The following is a 20,143-nucleotide window of genomic DNA, read 5'->3' as shown; positions in this document are numbered from 1 at the left end:
GCTGAGCCAGGGGCGTGGTCAGGCCAGCTCGGCGCGCACAGGCGCAGCAGAGCGGATACCGCTCAGGGACCAGCCAAGCAGGGTCCACAGCACAGCATTTAGCGCCAGTGCGACTATACCGAGCTGAACCGGCCCCAAGGCCAGGGCCAGGAGCATCACCACGTTGTAGGCTCCCAGGGCGAGAGGGAGGAACCGGCCCGGGCCGTTCCACGTCCTCTGGTGCAGCACGGAGCCCCCGGCTATGGACAGACCGACGACAGTCAGCAGGGACCCGAGGCCGAACGCCGTCTCGGAGCCGGGTCGGCTGACGAGCAGCGTCAGCTCGGCGACGGCGAAGGTGGCGGCGCCTGCCGCCGCCAGCCACAGACCGACCATACCGGCGCGGCCGACGGCCCCGGTGAGGCCGATTGCCGCCATCCCGGCCATCTGGCCCACGTGGAGGACAGCCAGGAGGACCTGGAGCCACACTACGGGCGGGGCCCCCGGCGCCAGCGCGGGTACAGCCAGGGCTACGATCGCAAGGATGAAAAACCCGGCCCCACCGGCCATGCAAGCGCGGGCAGCGAGACGGACCTGGGGAGTGACGGACATTGATGGCATGGGATTCTACTTTCTACGGTTGAGCGGATTTACTCGGGCTGATTGCCGGCGCCGCCGTTGATGGTGAAAGGCGTAGAGACTCCCTCGTACATCACGTGGGCCACGAGGCCGTCGACGGCGTGGGGGAGGGTATGGCAGTGGTCGCTCCAGATGCCGGGGTTGTCGGCAATGAAGGCGATCTCGTACTTCTCGCCGGGGTGGACGTCGAGCGAGTCGACCCACCACGGGCTTCCCGATGCCGGGTTGCCGTCGCGTGAGAGCACGAGGACGTGGTGGCCGTGCAGGTGCATGGGATGTACCTCTCCCGAGTCGTTGACGACGCGCATGACGACGACGTCACCCTCGCGAACGTGGAACATCGGTACGTCGGGGAAGAGCCGTCCGTTGATCGTCCAGAAGTTGCCGGGGCGGCCGTCGATGAGGCCCAGACGACGTCCGATCACGTAGTCGAACGTGCGGTCCGGCGACTGTGGGTCGAAGCCGGGAGGGGCAGGATCGCCATATGCCAGCAGGTCGAGGGTCTCCGAGGACTGCCGCGCTGATGGCGTTGCGCCGGCATCCCCGGCGCCCGGATCGCCGATGGAGATGCTGCGGGCCCCGCCGACGTGCAGTCGCCCCGAGCGGTGCGCGGGGGCCTGCACCGCGAAGTCCACCCGCCCTCCGGCGGGAATGAGTACTTTGCGGCCTTCGACGACGGCGGGGCCGTTGACCTCGTGCCCATCGGTGGCGACAACACGGAAGGGAGAGGCTGACCAAACTGCGGCAGTTCCCTGGTCGGTGTTGATGACGCGGATCCTCGCTGTGGCACCGGGCTCTGTCGGCAGGTGTTCGTCCTGAACGCGCCCGTTGAGTGTGTGCTGGCCACCGTAGACGTGCAGCAGCGCGACGGCGTCCGTGTCGCCGGTGCCCGCCGGCGGCTGGACGGGTTCGATCACGATCGCACCGAGCAGCCCGCCCTCGACCTGTTCATGTGACACCTGGTGGGAGTGATACCAGTACGTGCCGGCGTCGTCTGCAGTGAACCGATAGGTATGGTGTCCTCCGGCTGGAACTGCGTCCTGGGTGATTCCCGCGACCCCGTCAGCCGCGTTGGGCACGTCAATGCCATGCCAGTGCAGGGTGGCACCGGCGGCTACTGATTCATTGCGGAATTCCACCTCGACGAGATCGCCCTGCCGCGCCCGGATCGTCGGTCCCGGGGAGGTGCCGTTCACGGTGTACCCCTCCACCGGGCGCCCACCAGGAATTTCGATCGTCTGCTGGCGGGCAACAAGTTCGACGCGCACGTCAGGCACCCGGAGGGGATCCGCGACCAGTTCCGTCACGCTGAGGCCACTGCCCGGGCTGCCCGGGCCGGTGCGGGTCCCGTGGGCATGGGCGGCCTGACCGCCACCCATGTCCATAACCGAGTACTCGCCAAGCAGCGTTGAGCCCCATCCGAGCGCGCCGAGGCCAAGGGCGCTGGTCACCGCGATGGCGGCGGCTGCCCGATGGACGAGGTCACGTCGTGATGGCATTGGCCGCGGGTTCCTCAGCAACGGACAGGGCTGCCCGCCTGACGCGCAACGCCGCGTAGACCGCAGCGAGCAGCACAGCCAGAGCGTTCGCACCGTGGATCAGGCCGAGGTAGGGCATGTCGACGATCGAATAGCCCAGGGTGATCTGAAGCGCGACCAGACCGAGCACGATGCCTGCCCACAGCCGTGCACCCCGCACTCGGGCGCCCTGCGCCTTCACGAAGAACGCGACGATGAGCAGCGCCACGGCCGCGAGCGGTATGACCATCCCGCCCACGATGCCGTGGATGGGGAAGCCGAGGTCACCGGTGAATGTTGCCTGGCGGCTCTCGACGAGGGCCTTGTCGATGACACCCCCATCCTGGACGTAGCGGCCGATGCCACCGAGGGCGAAGGCGATCGAGGCTGCCTGCACCACAACGCCGCCGGCGATGATCCAGGCGATGGCCGAGTAAATCCTGCGCATGATGTCATCCTCCTTGTTGTGCGGTCACCGTTCCGCGGCATCCGCTCGAGCCCACCGTAGGCGCCAGCAGGATGTGCCCGGAACGCGGGTGGCCGCAGGGTAGTTGGAGGCCAGCCACCATAGGGGTTGGGTAGGTACCCCCTCCCGGGAATCGGGCCAAGGGCGGATCATAGGAGTGTGCTCCGCAGATGGGGATTGCCCGCAGTGCTGGCTCCGATCGGGGCGGCGTCGCTGCTCTACGTCGTCATCACCCGGGGATTTGTCGACTCAGCTGCGGACCACGGCCTGGCCTGGCCGCTCCTTGGCGTGCTGCCTACACTGGTTTTTGGCATTTGGCTGCTCACAGTGTCGTCGTCCCGGTCCGCCGTCTTCATCGCGACGGCATCCACCGCCATGGCTGTAGGCTCCGCGTGCGAGACCTTCGTGCAGCGGAACGTTGAGCTGATCCAGCAGCCGTGGTTCCCGCTCTTCAATATGCTCGGGCTGACGGCGGATGCAGTGGCAACCGCCGCCTTCCTGGCCCTGTTCGCTACCTACCCGACCGGCACGCCGGAGCGGAGATGGCAAAAAGTCGCGGTCGCCTTCGTCTGGGTACCGGTGCTGGTTGGCCCGCTCACGCTGCTCACTACCCCGCACGTCGTGATGCAGCCGTACGTCGGCATCAGCGGTGATGCTGTTCCGAATCCGTTCGCCGTGCCCTGGCTCGAGTGGGCCGCCCCTGCGGTGCAGTACGCCATCTACCAGCCGTGGCCGAGCGTCCTCCTGGGACTCAGCGTCCTCTACTCGCGGGCGCTCTTCGGCGATGCCGAAGTCCGTGCGCGCACGCGCGTCATGACCTGGGTTGTTACAGCGGCACTGGCCAGCTTTGTCATGTGGACGTTCGCCCCGCTGACTTGGATCACCACGGCCGCCGTCTTCGCGTCGCTGGCCGCCGTGCCGCTCGCAGCCATCCACGGCATCCTCCGGTACGGAGCATTTGACATCGCACCGGATGACCGCGGTCGGCTGGTCTCCCGCTCGTCGAACCTGCTGATCACAGTTCTCTTCGGGGTCGCCACCGCGACGCCGGCCGTGCTGCTCGCCGGCAGTCTTTCGGTCACAGGTGCCATCCTGCTGACCACGCTCCTTGCCGTCTGCCTGCTTCCGGCGCGCGGGTGGCTGAGGGGCTGGATCCAGCGCGCCGTCTTCGGTGACCGGGAGCGCCAGTTCACGCTGCTCAGCCAGCTCGGCACCCAGCTGGATCAAGCGGTAGACCCGAACGACCTTCTCACCCGGCTGGCCGGCGCCGTGCGCGACGGCCTGGACGCCACCTGGGTGCGGATCAGGCTGTCGGGACACGACGGCAGTCTCGCTCAGTCCCCGGAAGGCGCCGCCGGCGAGGCAGGCGGGGAGCCGGTCGTCTCATGCGGCCTGGTGAGGGGCGATGAGACCCTCGGGCGCATCGACGTCGGCCCGCGCCGGAAAGGGGAATACAGCGACGCCGAACGTGACCTGCTCCGGACCGTCGCCAGCCAGGCCTCGCCATCCGTGGCCAACGTGCGCCTCAGCGCCCAACTCGCCCAGCAACTCGATGATCTGACCGCGTCCCGGGAACGGCTCGTCGCCGCGCAGGACGACGAGCGCAAGCGCCTGGAGCGGGACCTGCACGACGGGATCCAGCAGAACGTGGTCGCCCAGATAGCCGGCCTACGCCTGGCCCGCAACAGGCTGCAGCGCGGCGAGCTCACGGCGGACGAGCTTGCGGGACTGCAGGATCAGGCCCGGGAAACGCTCTCCGACCTGCGGGAACTCGCGCATGGCATCCATCCGCCCGTGCTGAGCGACAACGGCCTCGTGGCGGCCATCGAGTCGAGCGCGGCCAGGTTCCCCATCCCGCTAACAGTGGAAGCCGACGACGGCGTCCGGGCTGAGCGGTTCCCCGAGGATGTGGAAACGACGGCGTACTACGTTGTCCGTGAGGCGCTCGCCAACACGGCGAAGCACGCGAACGCCACCACGGCCTCAGTGGGGCTCGCACGGGAGAACGGGCATCTGCAAATCGCGATCACCGACGACGGGTGCGGCATCGGAACCCTCCCGCCGGCGGCCAGTGGCGGCCTGGCGAACATCCGTGACCGGGTGGCAGCGCTGCGGGGCAGCCTGAATGTTTCGGACCACGACCCGTCGGGCACCACCGTGCTGGTCGAGCTCCCGGTGAAGCGGGAGGGGGAGCACCTTGGGTGAATCCGGTGTGCTGCGGGTGGTGATCGCCGAGGACAACTACCTCGTCCGCGAGGGAATCCGCCGTTTGCTGGAAGACTCCGGCGAGATCGACGTGGTCGCCTCCACGGGCAACGCAACCGAACTGCTCGATGCGGTGCGCCGGTTTTCCCCGGACGCGGTCCTCACCGACATCCGGATGCCGCCAAGCCATCATATGGAGGGTATAGAGGCAGCCCGCGCCATACGTGCCGCGCACCCGGAGACAGGGGTTGTTGTGCTGTCACAGCACGCCGACCAGAGCTACGCGCTCGCGCTTTTCGCCGACGGCTCGGCGGGCCTCGGCTACCTGCTCAAGGACCGGATCGGTGATCTGGAGGACCTCGTACACGCGCTCCGCGAGGTTCGGATGGGCGGCTCGGTCATCGACCCGCAGATCGTGGACACGCTCGTGCGCCGCCGCAGCGCGGGGGCGACGAACCCGCTCTCCGAACTATCCCCGCGTGAAATCGACGTGCTGCGCGAAATGGCCCAGGGAAGGACAAACGCCGGCATTGAGCAGTCGCTCTACCTGTCGTCCTCCACCGTGGAGAAGCACGTCAACTCGATCTTCACCAAGCTCCGCCTCCCCGCGACGGGCGTGCACCGCCGTGTCGCCGCGGTGCTTGCCTTCCTGCAGGGCGACGGCCGCGAAGCCGGTTCCGGGGAACGCGATCAGTAGGGCCGCAAGTGTACGTTCGCGCCCCACGGACAGGCGGGATGCGCGAACGTACAGTTGAGGCCCTCCCCGCTCAGCGGATGTTGCGGTTGATGGCGCGGATCCCCACTGCAAGTCCGACGGCGGCGCTCACCACCGCGGCGAGCAGGCCCAGGAGCGTGTCCGTCCCGACGCTGCCGGCGAACAGTTCCCGCTCCGCGTTGACCAGGTACGTCAGGGGATTGAAGAGGCTGGCCGTCTTCATCCAGCCCGGGCCGGCTTCGATGGGCAGCATGATGCCGGACAGGATCATCAGCGGGAACAGCAGCGTCTGCTGCACACCCCAGAAGATCCACTCCTTGTTCTGTGACACCAGGGCAAGAGCGTAGGAGAGGGCGCCGAGGCCTATCCCGAAAATCCCCAGGATGACCAGGCCCGCCAGCACATGCAGCGGATAAAAGACAAAGCCGAACGGGATGCACACCAGGGCGATGAGCAGCCCCTGGGCCACCAGCGGCGCCCACTCCTTCAGGGCCCGCCCGATCATCAGCGAGGAGCGCGACAGCGGTGTGGCGAGGATCCGCTCGTACGAACCGGTCATCAGCTCGTACTGCAGGTTGGAGCCAGTCATGGACGTGCCGAACAGGGCAATCATGACTACGACGCCGGGCAGGAACCACTGGAGCGTGGACTGGCCGCCGAACGCCGGGGCACCCACGGCCGCGCCGAGCAGCGGGCCGAACAGCCCCAGGAACACCAGCGGCTGGATCAGCGAAAAGATCAGCGAGAATGGGTCCCGCAAAGGCAGCAGCATCTCGCGCCAAAAGACGTACTTCGTGTCACGCAACACCTGGCCCAGGCTGGGCTTCTCCCGTACTTCCGTGGTGCTTTGCACGGCCATCAGCGGTCTGCTCCTTCCCGGAGGTTGCGGCCTGTCAGTTCCAGGAACACGTCGTCCAGCGTCGGCGGCTTCAGCTCCAGCGACTGGGCGGGAGCGCCGGCGTCGTGCATCTCCTTCAGCAGCGCCGGTGCCAGCCGGGCGCCTTCGGTGAGCCGGAGACGGAAGCGGACGACGCCGTCGTACGTGTTTTCATTGATCTCCCCTCCGGCGGCCGCCCGGCCCAGCAGCCCGCGCACTCCGTGCGCCGAATCCGCCGCCACCTCGACGGCCAGCAGGTCACCGGCGAGGTTGGCCTTGAGCCGGGCCGCCGTGTCGTCGGCGATGATCTGCCCGTGGTCAATGACGATGACGCGCTCGGACATCAGATCGGCCTCGTCCATGTAATGCGTGGTCAGGACGATGGTTGTCCCATGTTCGGCGCGCATCCGCATGATGTGCTCCCACAGGTTGGCCCGGTTCTGCGGGTCCATGCCGGTGGACGGTTCGTCCAGGAACAGCAACCGAGGTGAGTGCATCAGTCCCAGTGCCACATCCATGCGCCGCCGCTGGCCGCCGGACAGTTTGATGACCGTGCGCTTGGCCAGGTCGGCGAGGTCCAGGGACTTCAGCAGTTCCTCGGCCCGCGCAGCGGCATCGGCCGTGTTCATGCCGTAAAAGCGGCCCTGCATCACCAGTTCGTCGATGACCCGGAAGCTGTGGCCGCCGCCGTTGCCCTGGCCGATGTAACCGATCCGCGCCCGGACGCCGGCCGGATCCGCGGTGACGTCCACCCCTGCCACGGTTGCCGTACCGGAGGTGGGCCTGAGCAGCGTCGTCAGCATCCGCAGGGTAGTGGACTTGCCGGCGCCGTTCGGCCCCAGGAAGGCCACAAGTTCGCCGGGGGCGACGTCGATGTCGACGCCCTTGACGGCTTCCACCGTTTCCTTCTTTACGACGAAGGTCTTGGTCAGTTTGTCAGTGTGGATCATGGGTGACTCCAGAGAATTTCGGCATTCCGGGGCTCTGGTGCGGGCTCCATGGCGCCACGGTATACCCATTGGTGGCACGAGTCCACGGAAAAGGGGCTGTGGAGCCGCGCGGAAAAAGCTGCGCGAACGGACACTTCAGGCCCCCGCGCGAACGTGCGCGCCAGCGTCAGTGCCCGCGGTGGTCCTGGATGGTCATCCGCGGCCCGAACGTGGGTTTGCGGAAGCCGCTCAGCCCGATCATCCGCACCACGCGCTGCCGGTGCCCTTTCCACGGTTCCAGCAGCGCCAGCATCCCCGCGTCATCGGTCCGCCGGCCAGTGAGGGCGGCGCCCACGTAAGCCGCGAGGTGGTAGTCGCCCACGGCGATCGAGTCCGGGCAGCCGTGGGTGCGCTGCACCACCTCCGCCGCGGTCCACACCCCGATGCCGGGGATGACCTGCATCTTCGCCGCCGCCGCCGCTGCCGGCAGATCTGCTAGCCGTTCAAGTGCGACGGCGGAGCGCAGCGCGCGCATGACGGTCGCCGAACGCTGCGGTCCAACGCCGGCTTTGTGCCATTCCCAGGACGGGATGCGCAGCCATTGTTCGGCAGTGGGCTGGACGCGGAGTTGGGCCGGCCCGGCGCTGCCTGCGGCCGGGGCCGCCGAACCGTAGCGGTACATCAGGTACCGGTAGCCGCGGCGGGCCTCGATGACGGTGACCTTCTGCTCCAGGATGGTGGGCACGAGGCAGTCAACCACCCGGCCGGTGGAAGGCAGGCGCACGGCCGGGTTCCGGCGTCGGGCGTCACGGACCATGCGGGGGAGTGAGCCGTGGAAGGCCGGTTCGTCGAACGCCGACCAGTCGTCCCCGGCGCCCAGGAGGCGGGGAACGCCGGCGATTCCGGCGGCGGAACCGGGCCCCCACGCCTGGGCATCGACAGCCCCGTCCTCCGCCGTAGTGAGGCGCAGGGTGACCGGGCCGTCGGGCGTCGTGAATGCGGTCCACAGGCCGTCCGGCCGGGAACAAAACGACGGATCGCCGGCGCCGCGCAGGAGCGTGCCCAACGTCTGATGCAGGCTGTAAGGGCCGTCCGGATGCCACCGCAGGGAGGCGTCCGCGGCGGCGGCCAGCCGGGCGGGGGCATCTGCGATGGTCATGGTTTCATCGTCCCACGGCCGGCTGACAATGCCGGTTCCGGATCCCTCTTACGGGCAACGGATGCCGGGACTAGACTCCATCGTGTGGTGCGGGGAGTCCGCGCCTTTCCCTCGCTTTCAAACTCGCATTCAAAGGAGCATGCCGTGGCTGGAGTTGTGCATTTCGAGATCCCCGCAGATGACAAGGAACGCGCCAACACCTTCTACCAAAGCGCGTTTGGGTGGAACCTGTCCCCCATGCCGGAGATGGATTACACCATCGCCATCACCACGCCGTCGGACGAACAGACAGGCATGCCAAGCGCGCCCGGAGCCATCAACGGGGCCCTGTTCCCGCGCACGGACAACCTCAAGACGCCCGTCATCACCATCGATGTGGAGGACCTTGACGCCGCCCTGGCGCAGGTCGAAGCTGCCGGTGGTTCAGTGGCGCAGGCCAAGGATGCCGTTCCAGGGATGGGCTATTATGCCTACTTCAAGGACACAGAAGGCAACATCATGGGCCTCTGGCAGACAGATTCCACAGCAGGGAGCTGAGCCCGGGGCAAGGCCCGTCACGGGAGACGGTAACTTTGTACCTATGAAGTACGCCCAGTCCATCCTGGACCTCATCGGCAAGACCCCCCTCATCAAGCTCAACCACGTGACGGACGGCATCAAAGCCACGGTCCTGGTCAAGCTGGAGTACCTGAACCCCGGCGGGTCTATCAAGGACCGCATCGCGGCCAAGATGATCGAGGACGCCGAGCGGGACGGCAAGCTGCTCCCGGGCGGAACGATTGTGGAGCCCACGTCCGGCAATACCGGCGTGGGGCTGGCCCTGGTGGCCCAGCAAAAGGGCTACAAGTGCATCTTCGTGGTGCCGGACAAGGTCGGCGAGGACAAACGCGCCGTCCTGGCCGCCTACGGCGCCGAGGTAGTGGTGACGCCCACGGCCGTCGCCCCCGACAGCCCGCAGAGCTACTACAGCGTCTCGGACCGGATCGTCTCCGAAACCCCGGGCGCCTACAAGCCGGACCAGTTCTCCAACCCGGCCGCTCCCGGCAGCCACTACGAGACCACTGGGCCGGAGATCTGGCAGGACACGGACGGAAGGGTCACGCACTGCGTCATCGGGGCCGGTACCGGCGGCACCATCACCGGCACCGGCCGGTACCTCAAGGAGGTCTCGGCGGACCGTGCAGAGTCCGACGGCGGCCGGGTCAGGATCATCGGGGCGGACCCCGAAGGTTCGGTGTACTCCGGCGGGACCGGGCGGCCCTACTTCGTCGAGGGCGTGGGCGAGGACATGTGGCCGGCGAACTACGACAAGTCGGTTCCGGACGAAGTGATCGCCGTCAGCGACGCCGATTCCTTCGCCATGACCCGAAGGCTGGCCCGAGAGGAAGGGCTGCTGGTGGGCGGCTCGTCCGGCATGGCCGTTTCGGCTGCGCTGCGGACCGCCCGCGACCTCCCGGAAAGCGCCGTTGTGGTGGTCATCCTTCCCGACTCCGGCCGCGGCTACCTCGCCAAGATCTTCAATGACCAGTGGATGCGTTCTTACGGCTTCCTCTCCGGCGGCGAGGAATCGTCCGTGGGCGAGGTGATCAAGTTCAAGACCGGAGAACTCCCGGACCTGGTGCACATCCACCCGAACGAGACGGTCCGGGACGTCATCAACATCATGAACGAGTACGGCGTCAGCCACATCCCGGTCCTCTCCCAGGAACCCCCCGTGGTGATGGGCGAGGTCCTGGGCGCCGTGGACGAACGGACCCTGACCGCCAAGCTGTTCCGCGGCGAGGCGAAACTGACGGACAAGATCTCCGAACACATGGGCCCGAAGCTGCCCGTCATCGGCTCGCTGGAAACCATCTCGGCGGCCCGCGCGCTGCTGTCCGATGTGGACACGGTGATGGTGACGTTCGTTGGGGCGCCGGTGGGCATCCTGACCCGGCACGACCTCCTCGCCTACCTCAGCAACTAACTCCAAAGGAGCACCATGCCTGTTTCTGAAAACCAGGGCTTCAACACCCGCGCCGTCCACGCCGGCCAGGCCTTCGAACCCCGCACGGGTGCCGTGGTGCCGCCGCTGCACTTCAGCTCCACCTACGCGCAGGACGGCATCGGCGGGCTCCGGGACGGCTACGAGTACGGCCGCGGCGGCAACCCCACCCGCGACGCCCTGCAGGAACAGCTTGCCGCGCTTGAGGGCGGAACCCACGCGTTTTCCTTCAGCTCCGGCCTGGCCGCGGAGGACTCCCTGATCCGGGCCCTGACCCGCCCCGGGGACCACATCGTGCTGGGCAACGACGCCTACGGCGGCACCTACCGTTTGATCAACGGGGTGCTCGGCGACTGGGGGATCGGCAATACTCCCGTGGACATGGCGGACCTGGATGCGGTTGCCCAGGTGGTGCGTGCCAACAAGACCCGCTTTGTCTGGGTGGAAACCCCCTCCAACCCGCTGATGAGGATCACGGACATCGAGGCCCTGGCCAAGGTGGCGCACGACGCCGGTGCCCTCCTCGTGGTGGACAACACCTTCGCTTCCCCCTACCTGCAGACCCCGCTCGCGCTGGGTGCCGACGTTGTGGTGCACTCCACCACAAAGTACATCGGCGGCCACTCCGACGTAGTGGGCGGGGCCCTGGTGGTCAAGGATGCGGAGCTCGCAGAGAAGATTGGCTTTGTCCAGTTTGCCGTGGGCGCGGTGTCCGGACCCATGGACGCGTTCCTCACCACCCGCGGCCTGAAGACCCTGGGCGTGCGGATGGACCGGCACAGCTTCAACGGCCAGGCCGTGGCGGAGTGGTTGCTGGAACGCCCGGAAGTGGAGGCTGTTTTCTACCCGGGCCTGCCCACCCACCCCGGCCACGAACTGGCGAAGAAGCAGATGAAGGGCTTCGGCGGCATGGTGTCCGTCCAGTTCAAGGGCGGCGAGGCGGCGGCCCGCACCGTCGCGGAAAACACCTCCGTGTTCACCCTGGCCGAGTCGCTGGGCGGCATCGAATCGCTGATGAACTATCCGTCGGAGATGACCCACGCCTCGGTCAAGGGCACGGAGTTGGCCGTCCCCGTCAACCTGATCCGGCTGTCCTGCGGCATCGAGGACATTGAGGACCTCATCGCTGACCTCGAGCACTCCTTCACGTTCCTCCGGTGACCGCAACTACCCCCGTGCTGTCATCCGGAACCACCCGGGGCTGGATCGCGACGGCGGCCGGTGCTGCCGCCGTCGTTCTTGCCTTGGTGGTGCTGTACTCCGCCTACAACCCGCTGATGAACGATTTCGAGGTGTACTACTACGGCGGTACCCGCGTGCTGGAGACCGGCGAGTCCGGCGCCAATGAGCTGTACGCACCGCGCGACGGCCTGCCGTTCACCTACCCGCCGTTCGCGGCGTTGCTGTTCGCCGCTCTGGCGTTGCTGCCTATGGGCACCAGCAGCCTGATCTTCAGTACGACGGCGCTCGTGGGGGCCGCCGTCGTGGCCGCCTGGCTGGCCCGGCACTACTTCGGGCTCCGCAGCTGGCGCATGTCGTTCGCCGACTGGCGGTTCCGCACCGTGGCGCTGGCGGGCACCGCGGCGATCCTGCTGCTGGGACCGTGGCGGGACACTTTCGACTTCGGCCAAATCAACATCATCCTGATGGGCCTCATCCTCGCCGACTTCGCGCTCCACGGGAAAGACCGGGCGGGGGAGATCCGGTGGCCCGCAGGGCTGCTGATCGGCATCGCGGCCGGGATCAAGCTCACGCCGCTGGCGTTTGGCCTGTACTTCCTGGTGCGGCGCGACTTCAAGGCCTTGGGCTGGATGGCGTGCGGCTTCTTCGGCTCCATCGCCCTGGCCTGGGCCGTGCTGCCCCACGCTTCACTGACTTTCTGGACGAAGATTTTGCCGGACACCGGCCGGATCGGCGGGCCCGCCTACCTGGACAACCTCTCGGTCAAGGGGCTCCTGCTCCATGTGGGCCTGCCCGACTCCGGGCTCACCAGCGTCCTGTGGCTGGTGCTGTCCCTGGGCCTTGCCGGGCTGACGGCCCTGGTCATCAAATGGGCCGTGGCTGCCGAGGAGAACTTTGTGGCGGTCTCCGCCTCGGCCGTGCTGATGCTGCTGATCAGTCCGGTTTCGTGGTCCCACCACTGGGTGTGGATCGCCGTGGCGCTGCCGTCCATGGCGTTCGCGATGCACCGCGTGCCGTCCCGCAGCGGGAAACTCCGGTTGTACGGCTGGGTTATCGTGGCTGTTTCGGCAGTGGCGTTCTACCTCACGCCCAAGTATCTGGCCATGATGGCCGGCGCCAACGAGTGGGGCAAGGACCCGCAGACCCAGTGGCAGCTGGCCGTCACCAGCCTCGGCGTTCTCTGCGGCGTGGCGCTGCTGGCGTATTGGGCAGTGGCCTACAGCCCGTCCCGGGCATTGCTCCGCCAGCGCCGCCACTCCTAGATCCTGCTGCTGCGGCCTTGCCGGGAATCCTCCGCTTGCATATGTAGTATGTAGCTACGGCCGGCCGCCGTTCCAACGCTGCAACCGACGGATACGGCCTGCCTGCAGCTAGCGACCTTGGGGGACAACGGATGGCACAACTGGACCTGGATTTAGCGGCTGTCGCTGCAGCGGATGATCCGAAGGCTTCCCGCCCGCGGCTGGGGAGACTGCCCGCGTTGAGGAGGACCGCATCCCTGTGGCTGCCCGCCGCCGTCGTCGGCGTACCGGTCTGGTTCCTGCTGGCCGGGTGGAACCAGCAGGGCCTCGACTTCAGCGTGTACTGGCATGGCGGCAAGATCCTGAACGACGCCGGCTGGGCCGCCTCAGGGCTGTACGGGCCAACCGTTGAATGGGCCGGAGGTCCTGGGCTGCCGTTCACCTACCCGCCGTTCGCTGCACTGGTCTTCAGCCTCCTGGCGAGGTTCCCGGAACCGGTGGCCCTCCAGCTCTTCAACGCCGGCGGGGTGGCGGTTGCCGCGTGGCTGTCACTCCTGGCCGTACGCTACTGGACCGCCAGGGCGGACTGGCGCCGGACATTCGAAACGCCGCGCAGCCGGTGGATCGCCGCCGCCGCCGTCCTGGCGATGCTGTCCCTCGGCCCGTGGCGGGAGACGCTGGCATTTGGCCAGATCAACATCCTGCTGATGGGCCTCATGGCCGCCGACCTGCTGTCCCGGAACCACCGCTGGAACCGAAGCATGCCCGGGAGCGGATTCCTGGTGGGCGTGGCGGCCGGCATCAAGCTGACGCCCCTGGTGTTCGGACTCTACTACCTGGTGCGCAAGGACTGGCGAGGCCTGGCCAACATGGGTGCCGGCTTCGCCGCCACCGTGCTGCTCGGCTGGCTTCTGCGCCCCGCCGAGTCCCTGCAGTTTTGGCTGGAGATCCTGCCGGACACCTCCCGGATCGGTGGGGCGGGCTACGTGGACAACCTGTCCATTAAGGGCGCGCTGCTGCACTTCGGGGTCCCGGCCGCCGCGGTCACGCTTCCCTGGCTGCTCCTGTGCCTGCTGGTGGTGGCGTTGGCCGCCGCCGTCATTAAGCTCGCGACTGACCAGGGCGCCCGGGCGGTGGCCATGTCCGCGACGGCCCTGGCCATGCTCCTCATCAGCCCCGTTTCCTGGTCCCACCACTGGGTCTGGGTTGCCGCCATCCTTCCCGCCTTTGCCTGGACGCTGCGGGAAACGCCGGACCGCAACCGGCGCCTGCGCACGGTGATGACGGCCGTGCTGCTGTTCTCGGTCCTGGTGTTCTTCTTTTCACCCAAATCCATCGGGATGGCGTTCGATGCCGAAAACCTTGACGTCCAGACGCCAGGGCTGTGGATCATGGCGTCCAGTTCCGGCGTGTTCTGCGCAGTGGCGGTCCTGCTGTGCTGGCTGACTGTCCTCCGCCGTGGTGCCCTGGCCCCGGCTGAACCGTTGGCCACAGTTTGGGCTGAACCTGTTGTCGAGGCGGCGGCCGCGCCCGTGGCGGAACCTGCCTTGGCGGGGCCAGCCGTTGCGGGGCCCGCAGCCAGCCCCCGCTAGGCTGACGTCATGGAATCCACCCCTGTCGAATCCACCCCACGGAAAGCAGCCCTGGTCACCGGTGCCGGCAGGCTTGCCAGCATCGGCGCAGGCGTCGCCCGGCAGCTGGCCGCCGATGGCTGGGACCTGGTCCTGAGCTACTGGCATGACTACGACGCCCGGATGCCGTGGGGGAGCCAGCCCGACGACGTCGTGCGCCTCACCGCCGAGCTGGAAGCGATCGGTGCGCGTGTCCACCCAGTGCCGGCGGACCTGCAGGACCCTGCCGCCCCGGACCGGCTCATGGCCGAGGCCACCCAGCTGGCCGGGCCGCTGGCAGCCATGGTGCTGAGCCACGCCGAGTCCGTGGATTCCGGTGTCCTGGACACCACCGTGGAGGCGTTCGAGCGCCACTTCGCCGTGAACACCCGGGCCAGCTGGCAGCTCATCGCCGCGTTCGCCCGGCAGGCAACGGAAGACGGCGGGGCGATCGTGGCGCTGACCAGTGACCACACAGCATTCAACCTGCCCTATGGCGCCTCGAAGGGTGCCCTGGACCGGATCGTGATCGCCGCGGCGCGGGAGCTCGGGCCGCGGGGAATTTCGGCCAACGTGCTCAACCCCGGCCCAGTGGACACCGGCTGGATGGACCCGGAGCTGCGCGAGGAGCTCTCCCGCCGGCAGCCGGGTGGCCGGCTCGGTACCCCGGCCGACGTCGCCGGCACCGTGGCTTTCCTCGTCTCGCCGGCAGGCCGCTGGGTCTCGGGCCAGCTGATCAAGTCCGACGGCGGCTTCTCCGCCTAGGTGCGCTGCCGTGGGTTTGCGGGGAACCCCTCCCAACTAGGTAGCAGCAGATGTCGTTATGAGCCCTCAAAACGACATCAGCTGCTACCTAGTTGGGGTGGGGTCAGCGGAACGCGCCGAAGCCGGTGATGTGCTGGCCCAGCACCAGGGTGTGGACCTCGTCGGTGCCCTCATACGTGCGGACCGACTCCAGGTTGGCTGCATGCCGCAGCGGTGAATAGTCCAGCGTGATGCCGTTGCCGCCCAGGATGGAGCGGGCTTCCCGTGCGATCGCCAGGGCCTCCCGGACGTTGTTGAGCTTGCCCAGCGAGATCTGTTCTGGCTTCAGGGCGCCTGCGTCCTTCAGCCGTCCCAGATGCAGGGCCAGCAGGGTGCCCTTCTGGATCTCCAGCAGCATGTTGACGAGCTTCTCCTGCGTCAGCTGGTACCCCGCCAGCGGCTTGCCGAACTGGAGCCGCTCCTGCGAATACGCCAGTGCGGCCTGGTATGAATCACGGGCCGCTCCCATGGCTCCCCAGGCGATGCCGTACCGGGCCTCGTTCAGGCAGGTGAACGGTCCGCGCAGGCCGCGGGCAGCCGGCAGCAGGGCGTCCGGTCCCAGCCTGACGCCGTCGAACACCACATCACACTGGATGGAGGCGCGCATGGACAGTTTCTGCGCAATGGGTGTGGCGGTGACGCCCGGGGTTCCGGCCGGCACCAGGAACCCGTGGACGCCGTCGTCGGTCATGGCCCACACCACCATCACGCCGGCGACTGACGCCAGTCCGATCCAGCGCTTAGCGCCGTCCAACACCCAGCCTGCCCCGTCTCCGGAGCCATCACGGCGGGCAAAAGTGGTCATCGACGACGGGTCCGAACCGGCGGTGGGTTCGGTCAGGGCGAAGCAGCCAATCACTTCGCCGGCAGCCATCCGGGGGAGCCATTCCTGTTTTTGGTCCTCCGAACCCCACCTGTGGATGGCCGTCATGGCCAGCGACCCCTGGACCGACACAAAGGTGCGGATGCCGGAGTCGCCGGCCTCCAGCTCCATCGCGGCCAGGCCGTATTCGACGGCGGACCGGCCGGGACAGCCATAGCCCTCCAGGTGCATGCCCAGCACGCCCAGTTCGCCGAGTTCCGGAGCCAGCTCCAGCGGAAAGACGGCGTCGTCATACCAGCGGGCAATGTCCGGTTTGATCCGCTGGTCGGTGAAGTCGCGGATTCTCTGGCGAACCTGCAGCTCTTCCGCGCTCAGCAGCGCATCAAGGGCCAGGACGTCAGAAGGGTCGACGGCGGCGGCTACTTCGGCGGATACGTCGGCGGCGTCTGTCACGGGAGATCCACAGCCCTGGCGGAGGCAGCTGCCGCGGCGGCGGGCCTGCCCGTGAAGTATCCGCGCGTCGACGGCAGGAACCGGCAGACCACGGCCAGCACCACGCCCAGGGACAGGAGCAGCACGCCGCTTACGAAGGCCCCGCCGATCCCGAAGATCTGCGTGTCACCGTACGCCGGATCCCACATCTCAACGGCCGAGACGAAGAACGCCGCGGTCAGCATCAATGCGCCGAGCAGCGGGAAAATTCCCCGGAACCACAGATTACGGGCCGATTCACGCAGCGTCCGGCGGAAATACCAAACGCAGGCGAAACCGGTCAGCGAGAAGTAGAAGGCGATGAACAGACTGATCGAACTGATGGAGTCCGACAGCAGATTCTCGCTCAGGACGCTCATGGCCACGTAGTAGCCAATCGCAGCCGCACCCATGACCTGGGTGGAGAATCCGGGTGTCTGGTTGCGTGGATGCACCCTGCCGAACTTTGCGGGAAGTGCGCCGTGGACGCCCATGGACAGCGTGCCACGGGCGGTCGGAAGGATGGTGGTTTGCGTGGAGGACAACACCGACGCCAGGACTGCCACCACGATCAGCCAGCCCCACGGGCCCAGTACGACGTCTTTCATGGCCACGAAGACGTCGTCCTGGTTCTCGCTGTTGCCCAGGCCGATTCCTTCCGTGCCCACCGTGGCGTACATCATGACCAGGAGGGCCATCGAAACGTAGATGGCCAGCAGGACGAACGCGGAGATGACGGCGCCGCGCCCAGGCGTTTTGTGAGGGTTCTCTGTTTCCTCGTTGACCGCCAGGCACGTGTCCCAGCCCCAGTAGATGAACAGGGCCAGCAGGGCGCCGTGCACTACAGCACTCGGATCGGCAAAGGCTCCCACGGGGTTGAACCATTCAATATCAAAGGCCTGGCCCTCAGGGGCTCCTCCCGCGATCCGGATGATCAGGGCCAGGGCAAAAATCCCCAGCGAGATGTACTGGATGTACGTCAGGACCCGCTGGACGTGCTCGCCCAGCCTGATGCCGCGGTAGTTCACCAGCGTCATCAGTGCAATGAACAGCACGCCCGTAACGGTGACCAGCAGGGCGTTCCCGGCAAGGGCTCCGTCGCCCACCAGCAGCCACAGGTACTGACCCGCCACCTGGGCCAGGTTGGCCAGGACCACGATTCCCGCCAGGGCCAGGCCCCAGCCGCCCAGCCAGCCCGCCCAGGGACCAAATGCGCGACGGGCCCAGATGAACGAGGTGCCGCAGTCGGGCATCGCACTGTTCAGCTCGCGGAACGCATACGCGATGAACAGCACGGGGATGAATCCCAGCACCAGGACCAGTGGGGTGTAGTTTCCGTTGACGGCCACGATCAGGCCCAGAGTGGCGGCGAGCGAGTACACGGGCGCAGTCGAGGCGAGGCCCAGCATGACGGAGTCGCCGAGGTCCAGGATTCCCGCCCGGAGGCCTTTGGCGGGAACGGCACCTCCGGACGGTCCGCCGGAACCGCCACCCGCCGTCGTCGTCTCCGTACTCATGGTGTGACCGGGCTCGGGAGTGTCAGGGGGCTCATAGGGCGATACCTGCCTTGTTGGAGTGGGCCTGCGCTGAAAGTGGCGCCGGGGCGTCAATGGTGTTGGGCACAAAACGGCAGAAGTAGTCGGTGATGGGGCCGTCCGATTCCCGGATACCGCACCCCACGGATTCGCCGTCCACTACCCAGAGGCCCAGGACGGGGTGGTTGCCGTCGAAGTCCGGCAGTGGATGGAACTGCTGGTAGCACCAGCCCTCCCGGCCGTATCCGCCCGGCTGCTCCAGGCTGATGCCCTCGGAATGGATCCTGATGTTGTCGCCTTCGCGCCCGTGCAGCGGTTTCGCCACCCATTCCTTCAGGGGCCCCGGTTCGTTGAGGTAGGCCGGCAGCAGGTTGGGGTGGTCCGGATAGAGGTGCCACAGTGCGGCGAGGAGGGCCTTGTTGGACAGCAGCATCTTCCAGGCCGGCTCCACCCAGCGGGGATTGTGTGCACGTTGCAGCAGCCGGTGCCCGAACGGTTCCTTCATCATCAGCTCCCACGGGTACAGCTTGAACATGGTGCTGATCATGAAATTGTCCAGGTCCACGAACCGGTTCAGGTTGGGATCCCAGCCGATGTCGGACATGTTGATGCCGATGGTGGTCCAGCCGGCCTGGCTGGCCACGTCCCGCATATATGCGGCCGTCATCCAGTCCTCGCCGGATTCCTCGGCCTCTGAATGGGCGATGTGGAGGGTGCTCATTCCCGTGCGGTACTGCAGCTTCCTCCATTGCCGGATCAGGGCTTCGTGGATGCCATTCCATTGGTCCTTCTCGGGGAACACGTCCTGCAGCCAGAACCACTGGGCCACTGCAGCCTCGATCAGGCCAGTGGGAGTGTCGGCGTTGTACTCCAGCATCTTGGCCGGTCCGCCTTGGCCATCGTAGATGAAGTCGAAGCGCCCGTAGATGTCCATGTCCCCCGCCTGCAGGGACTCGGCGGCCAGCTCCAGGGCCTGCGGACCGATGCCGATGTTGCCCATGGCCCCCGTCGCCAGGAACTTTGCCGCTTCAAGGCACATCCTGTGCATGTCTTCGGCCGCAACCTCCAGGGCCTCCACCTCGTCCATGGTGAATTCGTAATAGGCCGCCTCGTGCCAGTATTCGATTTTCCGGCCGTCGGGCATGGTGGTGGTGGAGAAGACCAGGCCCTGCTCTTCGATCTTCTGCTTCCAGCCGGGACGGGGCTCCGATAACAACCGCTTCACGCCTAGCCCCCCGTGCTTCCGCCCTTGGAGCTGCTGCCGAAGCCGCCCCTGCTGACGGTGCCGCCCCTGGTGCTGTAGCCGGTGGAGGCTTTCGCGTCGCTGGGTATGGTCCGCGTGAAGTTCGGGGCAGTGGACCGGTTCTGGCCAACTGGCGGGACGTAGGCGCCACGCGAAAAGAAGTACCAGGCGTACAGGCCGCCGGCGCGACCGGCGGAACTGTTGCACTGGGTATCCTCCACCCGCTCGCCGGTTTCGTCGTTGAAACAGACCTGGGCGTACTCGGGTTCATCCTGGTTGCTGGAGACCACCGCCGTGAGGGTGCCGGCAAGGAGGGCCGTGACACCAAGCCCCACGACAACCGTCCGCCGCTGGGAACGCTTTTTTCGGGCCGCCGCCTCATGCATCTCGCGGTCGCGGTCCCTGGCGAAGGGATCCACCATCGGCGTGGGTTCATTCAGGAGATCAGGGCGCAGCTCCGGCTTGGGGACCTGCCACGGCGGTGGTTTTGGTACGTCGGGTTTTGGTGCGTCGGAAGGAGCGGCGCCCGCGGCGTTGTGGCCAGGGCCGTCGCCGCTGTCCTGCGGGCTGTTGCCGGCCCGGTCCTTCTGTGGATCGTGCTCCGGATCCTTGTTCGGGTCCACGGCGTCCCCCTCGGTAGTCCATGTTGAATGCGGGCGCACCTGCGCGCCGGAATCTCAATCCTGAATTCAGCGTAGTCTCTGCCCGGTCCGGCTGCGAGCCGCAAAAGGCAGGGAACCGCCCATCTCCGCCTGCAACGGCGG

18 protein-coding genes are annotated in these 20,143 nt (G+C 67.2%); 8 read left to right on the top strand and 10 right to left on the bottom strand.

Going from position 1 to position 20,143, the window contains the following annotated elements:
• Positions 1–18: 18 nt before the first annotated feature.
• The 3 genes from AU175_RS19460 to AU175_RS19450 are packed head-to-tail and all read right to left on the bottom strand — an operon-like array spanning position 19 to position 2,583.
• Positions 19–600 carry a hypothetical protein gene (locus AU175_RS19460; protein WP_156642474.1) on the bottom strand — a complete coding sequence of 194 codons (582 nt, stop codon included), beginning with the start codon at positions 598–600 and terminating at the stop codon, positions 19–21.
• 29 nt (positions 601–629) lie between these two features.
• On the bottom strand, positions 630–2,117 hold the full coding sequence (locus tag AU175_RS19455) for a multicopper oxidase family protein (RefSeq protein WP_066293494.1): 1,488 nt from the start codon (positions 2,115–2,117) through the stop codon (positions 630–632).
• Entirely contained in the window at positions 2,101–2,583 is a 483-nt protein-coding gene (locus AU175_RS19450; protein WP_066293492.1) for a hypothetical protein, read from the bottom strand. The genes AU175_RS19455 and AU175_RS19450 overlap by 17 nt, the downstream gene beginning before the upstream one ends.
• Positions 2,584–2,787: 204 nt before the next feature.
• Between AU175_RS19450 and AU175_RS19445 the strand changes: the two genes are divergently transcribed.
• Both AU175_RS19445 and AU175_RS19440 read left to right on the top strand, forming a co-directional pair.
• Complete coding sequence (locus AU175_RS19445; RefSeq protein WP_066293490.1) at positions 2,788–4,806, top strand: sensor histidine kinase; 2,019 nt, start codon at positions 2,788–2,790, stop codon at positions 4,804–4,806.
• Positions 4,799–5,503: a response regulator transcription factor gene (locus tag AU175_RS19440; RefSeq protein ID WP_231938656.1), complete on the top strand. Its 705-nt coding sequence runs from the start codon at positions 4,799–4,801 to the stop codon at positions 5,501–5,503. The genes AU175_RS19445 and AU175_RS19440 overlap by 8 nt, the downstream gene beginning before the upstream one ends.
• A gap of 70 nt (positions 5,504–5,573) precedes the next feature.
• On the opposite strand, the gene AU175_RS19435 is transcribed toward AU175_RS19440, so the two are convergent.
• The 3 genes from AU175_RS19435 to AU175_RS19425 form a co-directional block, all read right to left on the bottom strand.
• Complete coding sequence (locus AU175_RS19435) at positions 5,574–6,380, bottom strand: ABC transporter permease (RefSeq protein WP_066293488.1); 807 nt, start codon at positions 6,378–6,380, stop codon at positions 5,574–5,576.
• Positions 6,380–7,348 (bottom strand): ATP-binding cassette domain-containing protein, encoded by a 969-nt coding sequence (locus tag AU175_RS19430; RefSeq protein WP_066293486.1) that lies wholly within the window; start codon positions 7,346–7,348, stop codon positions 6,380–6,382. The genes AU175_RS19435 and AU175_RS19430 overlap by 1 nt, the downstream gene beginning before the upstream one ends.
• Before the next feature lie 166 nt (positions 7,349–7,514).
• Positions 7,515–8,486 carry a DNA-3-methyladenine glycosylase family protein gene (locus tag AU175_RS19425; RefSeq protein ID WP_066293484.1) on the bottom strand — a complete coding sequence of 324 codons (972 nt, stop codon included), beginning with the start codon at positions 8,484–8,486 and terminating at the stop codon, positions 7,515–7,517.
• 144 nt (positions 8,487–8,630) lie between these two features.
• On the opposite strand from AU175_RS19425, the gene AU175_RS19420 reads away from it, so the two are divergent.
• The 6 genes from AU175_RS19420 to AU175_RS19395 all read left to right on the top strand — a co-directional run bounded on the left by AU175_RS19420 (position 8,631) and on the right by AU175_RS19395 (position 15,268).
• Positions 8,631–9,023 (top strand): VOC family protein, encoded by a 393-nt coding sequence (locus tag AU175_RS19420; RefSeq protein ID WP_066293483.1) that lies wholly within the window; start codon positions 8,631–8,633, stop codon positions 9,021–9,023.
• 43 nt (positions 9,024–9,066) lie between these two features.
• Positions 9,067–10,452 carry a cystathionine beta-synthase gene (locus AU175_RS19415; protein ID WP_066293482.1) on the top strand — a complete coding sequence of 462 codons (1,386 nt, stop codon included), beginning with the start codon at positions 9,067–9,069 and terminating at the stop codon, positions 10,450–10,452.
• A gap of 15 nt (positions 10,453–10,467) precedes the next feature.
• Positions 10,468–11,631 carry a cystathionine gamma-synthase gene (locus AU175_RS19410; RefSeq protein ID WP_066293480.1) on the top strand — a complete coding sequence of 388 codons (1,164 nt, stop codon included), beginning with the start codon at positions 10,468–10,470 and terminating at the stop codon, positions 11,629–11,631.
• Complete coding sequence (locus AU175_RS19405; RefSeq protein WP_066293474.1) at positions 11,628–12,914, top strand: glycosyltransferase 87 family protein; 1,287 nt, start codon at positions 11,628–11,630, stop codon at positions 12,912–12,914. Before AU175_RS19410 ends, AU175_RS19405 begins: the two co-directional genes overlap by 4 nt.
• A 131-nt stretch (positions 12,915–13,045) precedes the next feature.
• Positions 13,046–14,485, top strand: coding sequence for a glycosyltransferase 87 family protein (locus AU175_RS19400; protein ID WP_082979290.1), 1,440 nt, complete (start codon positions 13,046–13,048; stop codon positions 14,483–14,485).
• Between the two features lie 9 nt (positions 14,486–14,494).
• Positions 14,495–15,268, top strand: coding sequence for an SDR family oxidoreductase (locus AU175_RS19395; RefSeq protein ID WP_066293472.1), 774 nt, complete (start codon positions 14,495–14,497; stop codon positions 15,266–15,268).
• 103 nt (positions 15,269–15,371) lie between these two features.
• Here AU175_RS19395 and AU175_RS19390 read toward each other — a convergent pair whose 3' ends face one another.
• From AU175_RS19390 to AU175_RS19375, 4 genes are read right to left on the bottom strand one after another with little or no spacing between them, the layout of a single operon-like run.
• The gene (locus tag AU175_RS19390; protein ID WP_066293470.1) at positions 15,372–16,583 is read right to left on the bottom strand and encodes an acyl-CoA dehydrogenase family protein; all 1,212 of its coding nucleotides are present in this window, start codon (positions 16,581–16,583) and stop codon (positions 15,372–15,374) included.
• Positions 16,580–18,118, bottom strand: a complete 1,539-nt coding sequence (locus tag AU175_RS19385) for an APC family permease (protein ID WP_066293468.1) — start codon at positions 18,116–18,118, stop codon at positions 16,580–16,582. Before AU175_RS19385 ends, AU175_RS19390 begins: the two co-directional genes overlap by 4 nt.
• Before the next feature lie 31 nt (positions 18,119–18,149).
• Positions 18,150–19,361 (bottom strand): glutathionylspermidine synthase family protein, encoded by a 1,212-nt coding sequence (locus tag AU175_RS19380; protein WP_066293466.1) that lies wholly within the window; start codon positions 19,359–19,361, stop codon positions 18,150–18,152.
• A 2-nt stretch (positions 19,362–19,363) separates the two neighbouring features.
• The gene (locus AU175_RS19375; protein WP_066293464.1) at positions 19,364–20,002 is read right to left on the bottom strand and encodes a Tat pathway signal protein; all 639 of its coding nucleotides are present in this window, start codon (positions 20,000–20,002) and stop codon (positions 19,364–19,366) included.
• Positions 20,003–20,143: the final 141 nt, after the last annotated feature.

Source organism: Arthrobacter sp. B6, assembly GCF_001663775.1.
GTDB lineage: Bacteria > Actinomycetota > Actinomycetes > Actinomycetales > Micrococcaceae > Arthrobacter.
Note: the sequence above shows the minus strand (reverse complement) of the source record. Positions and strands in the feature narration are given on the sequence as shown.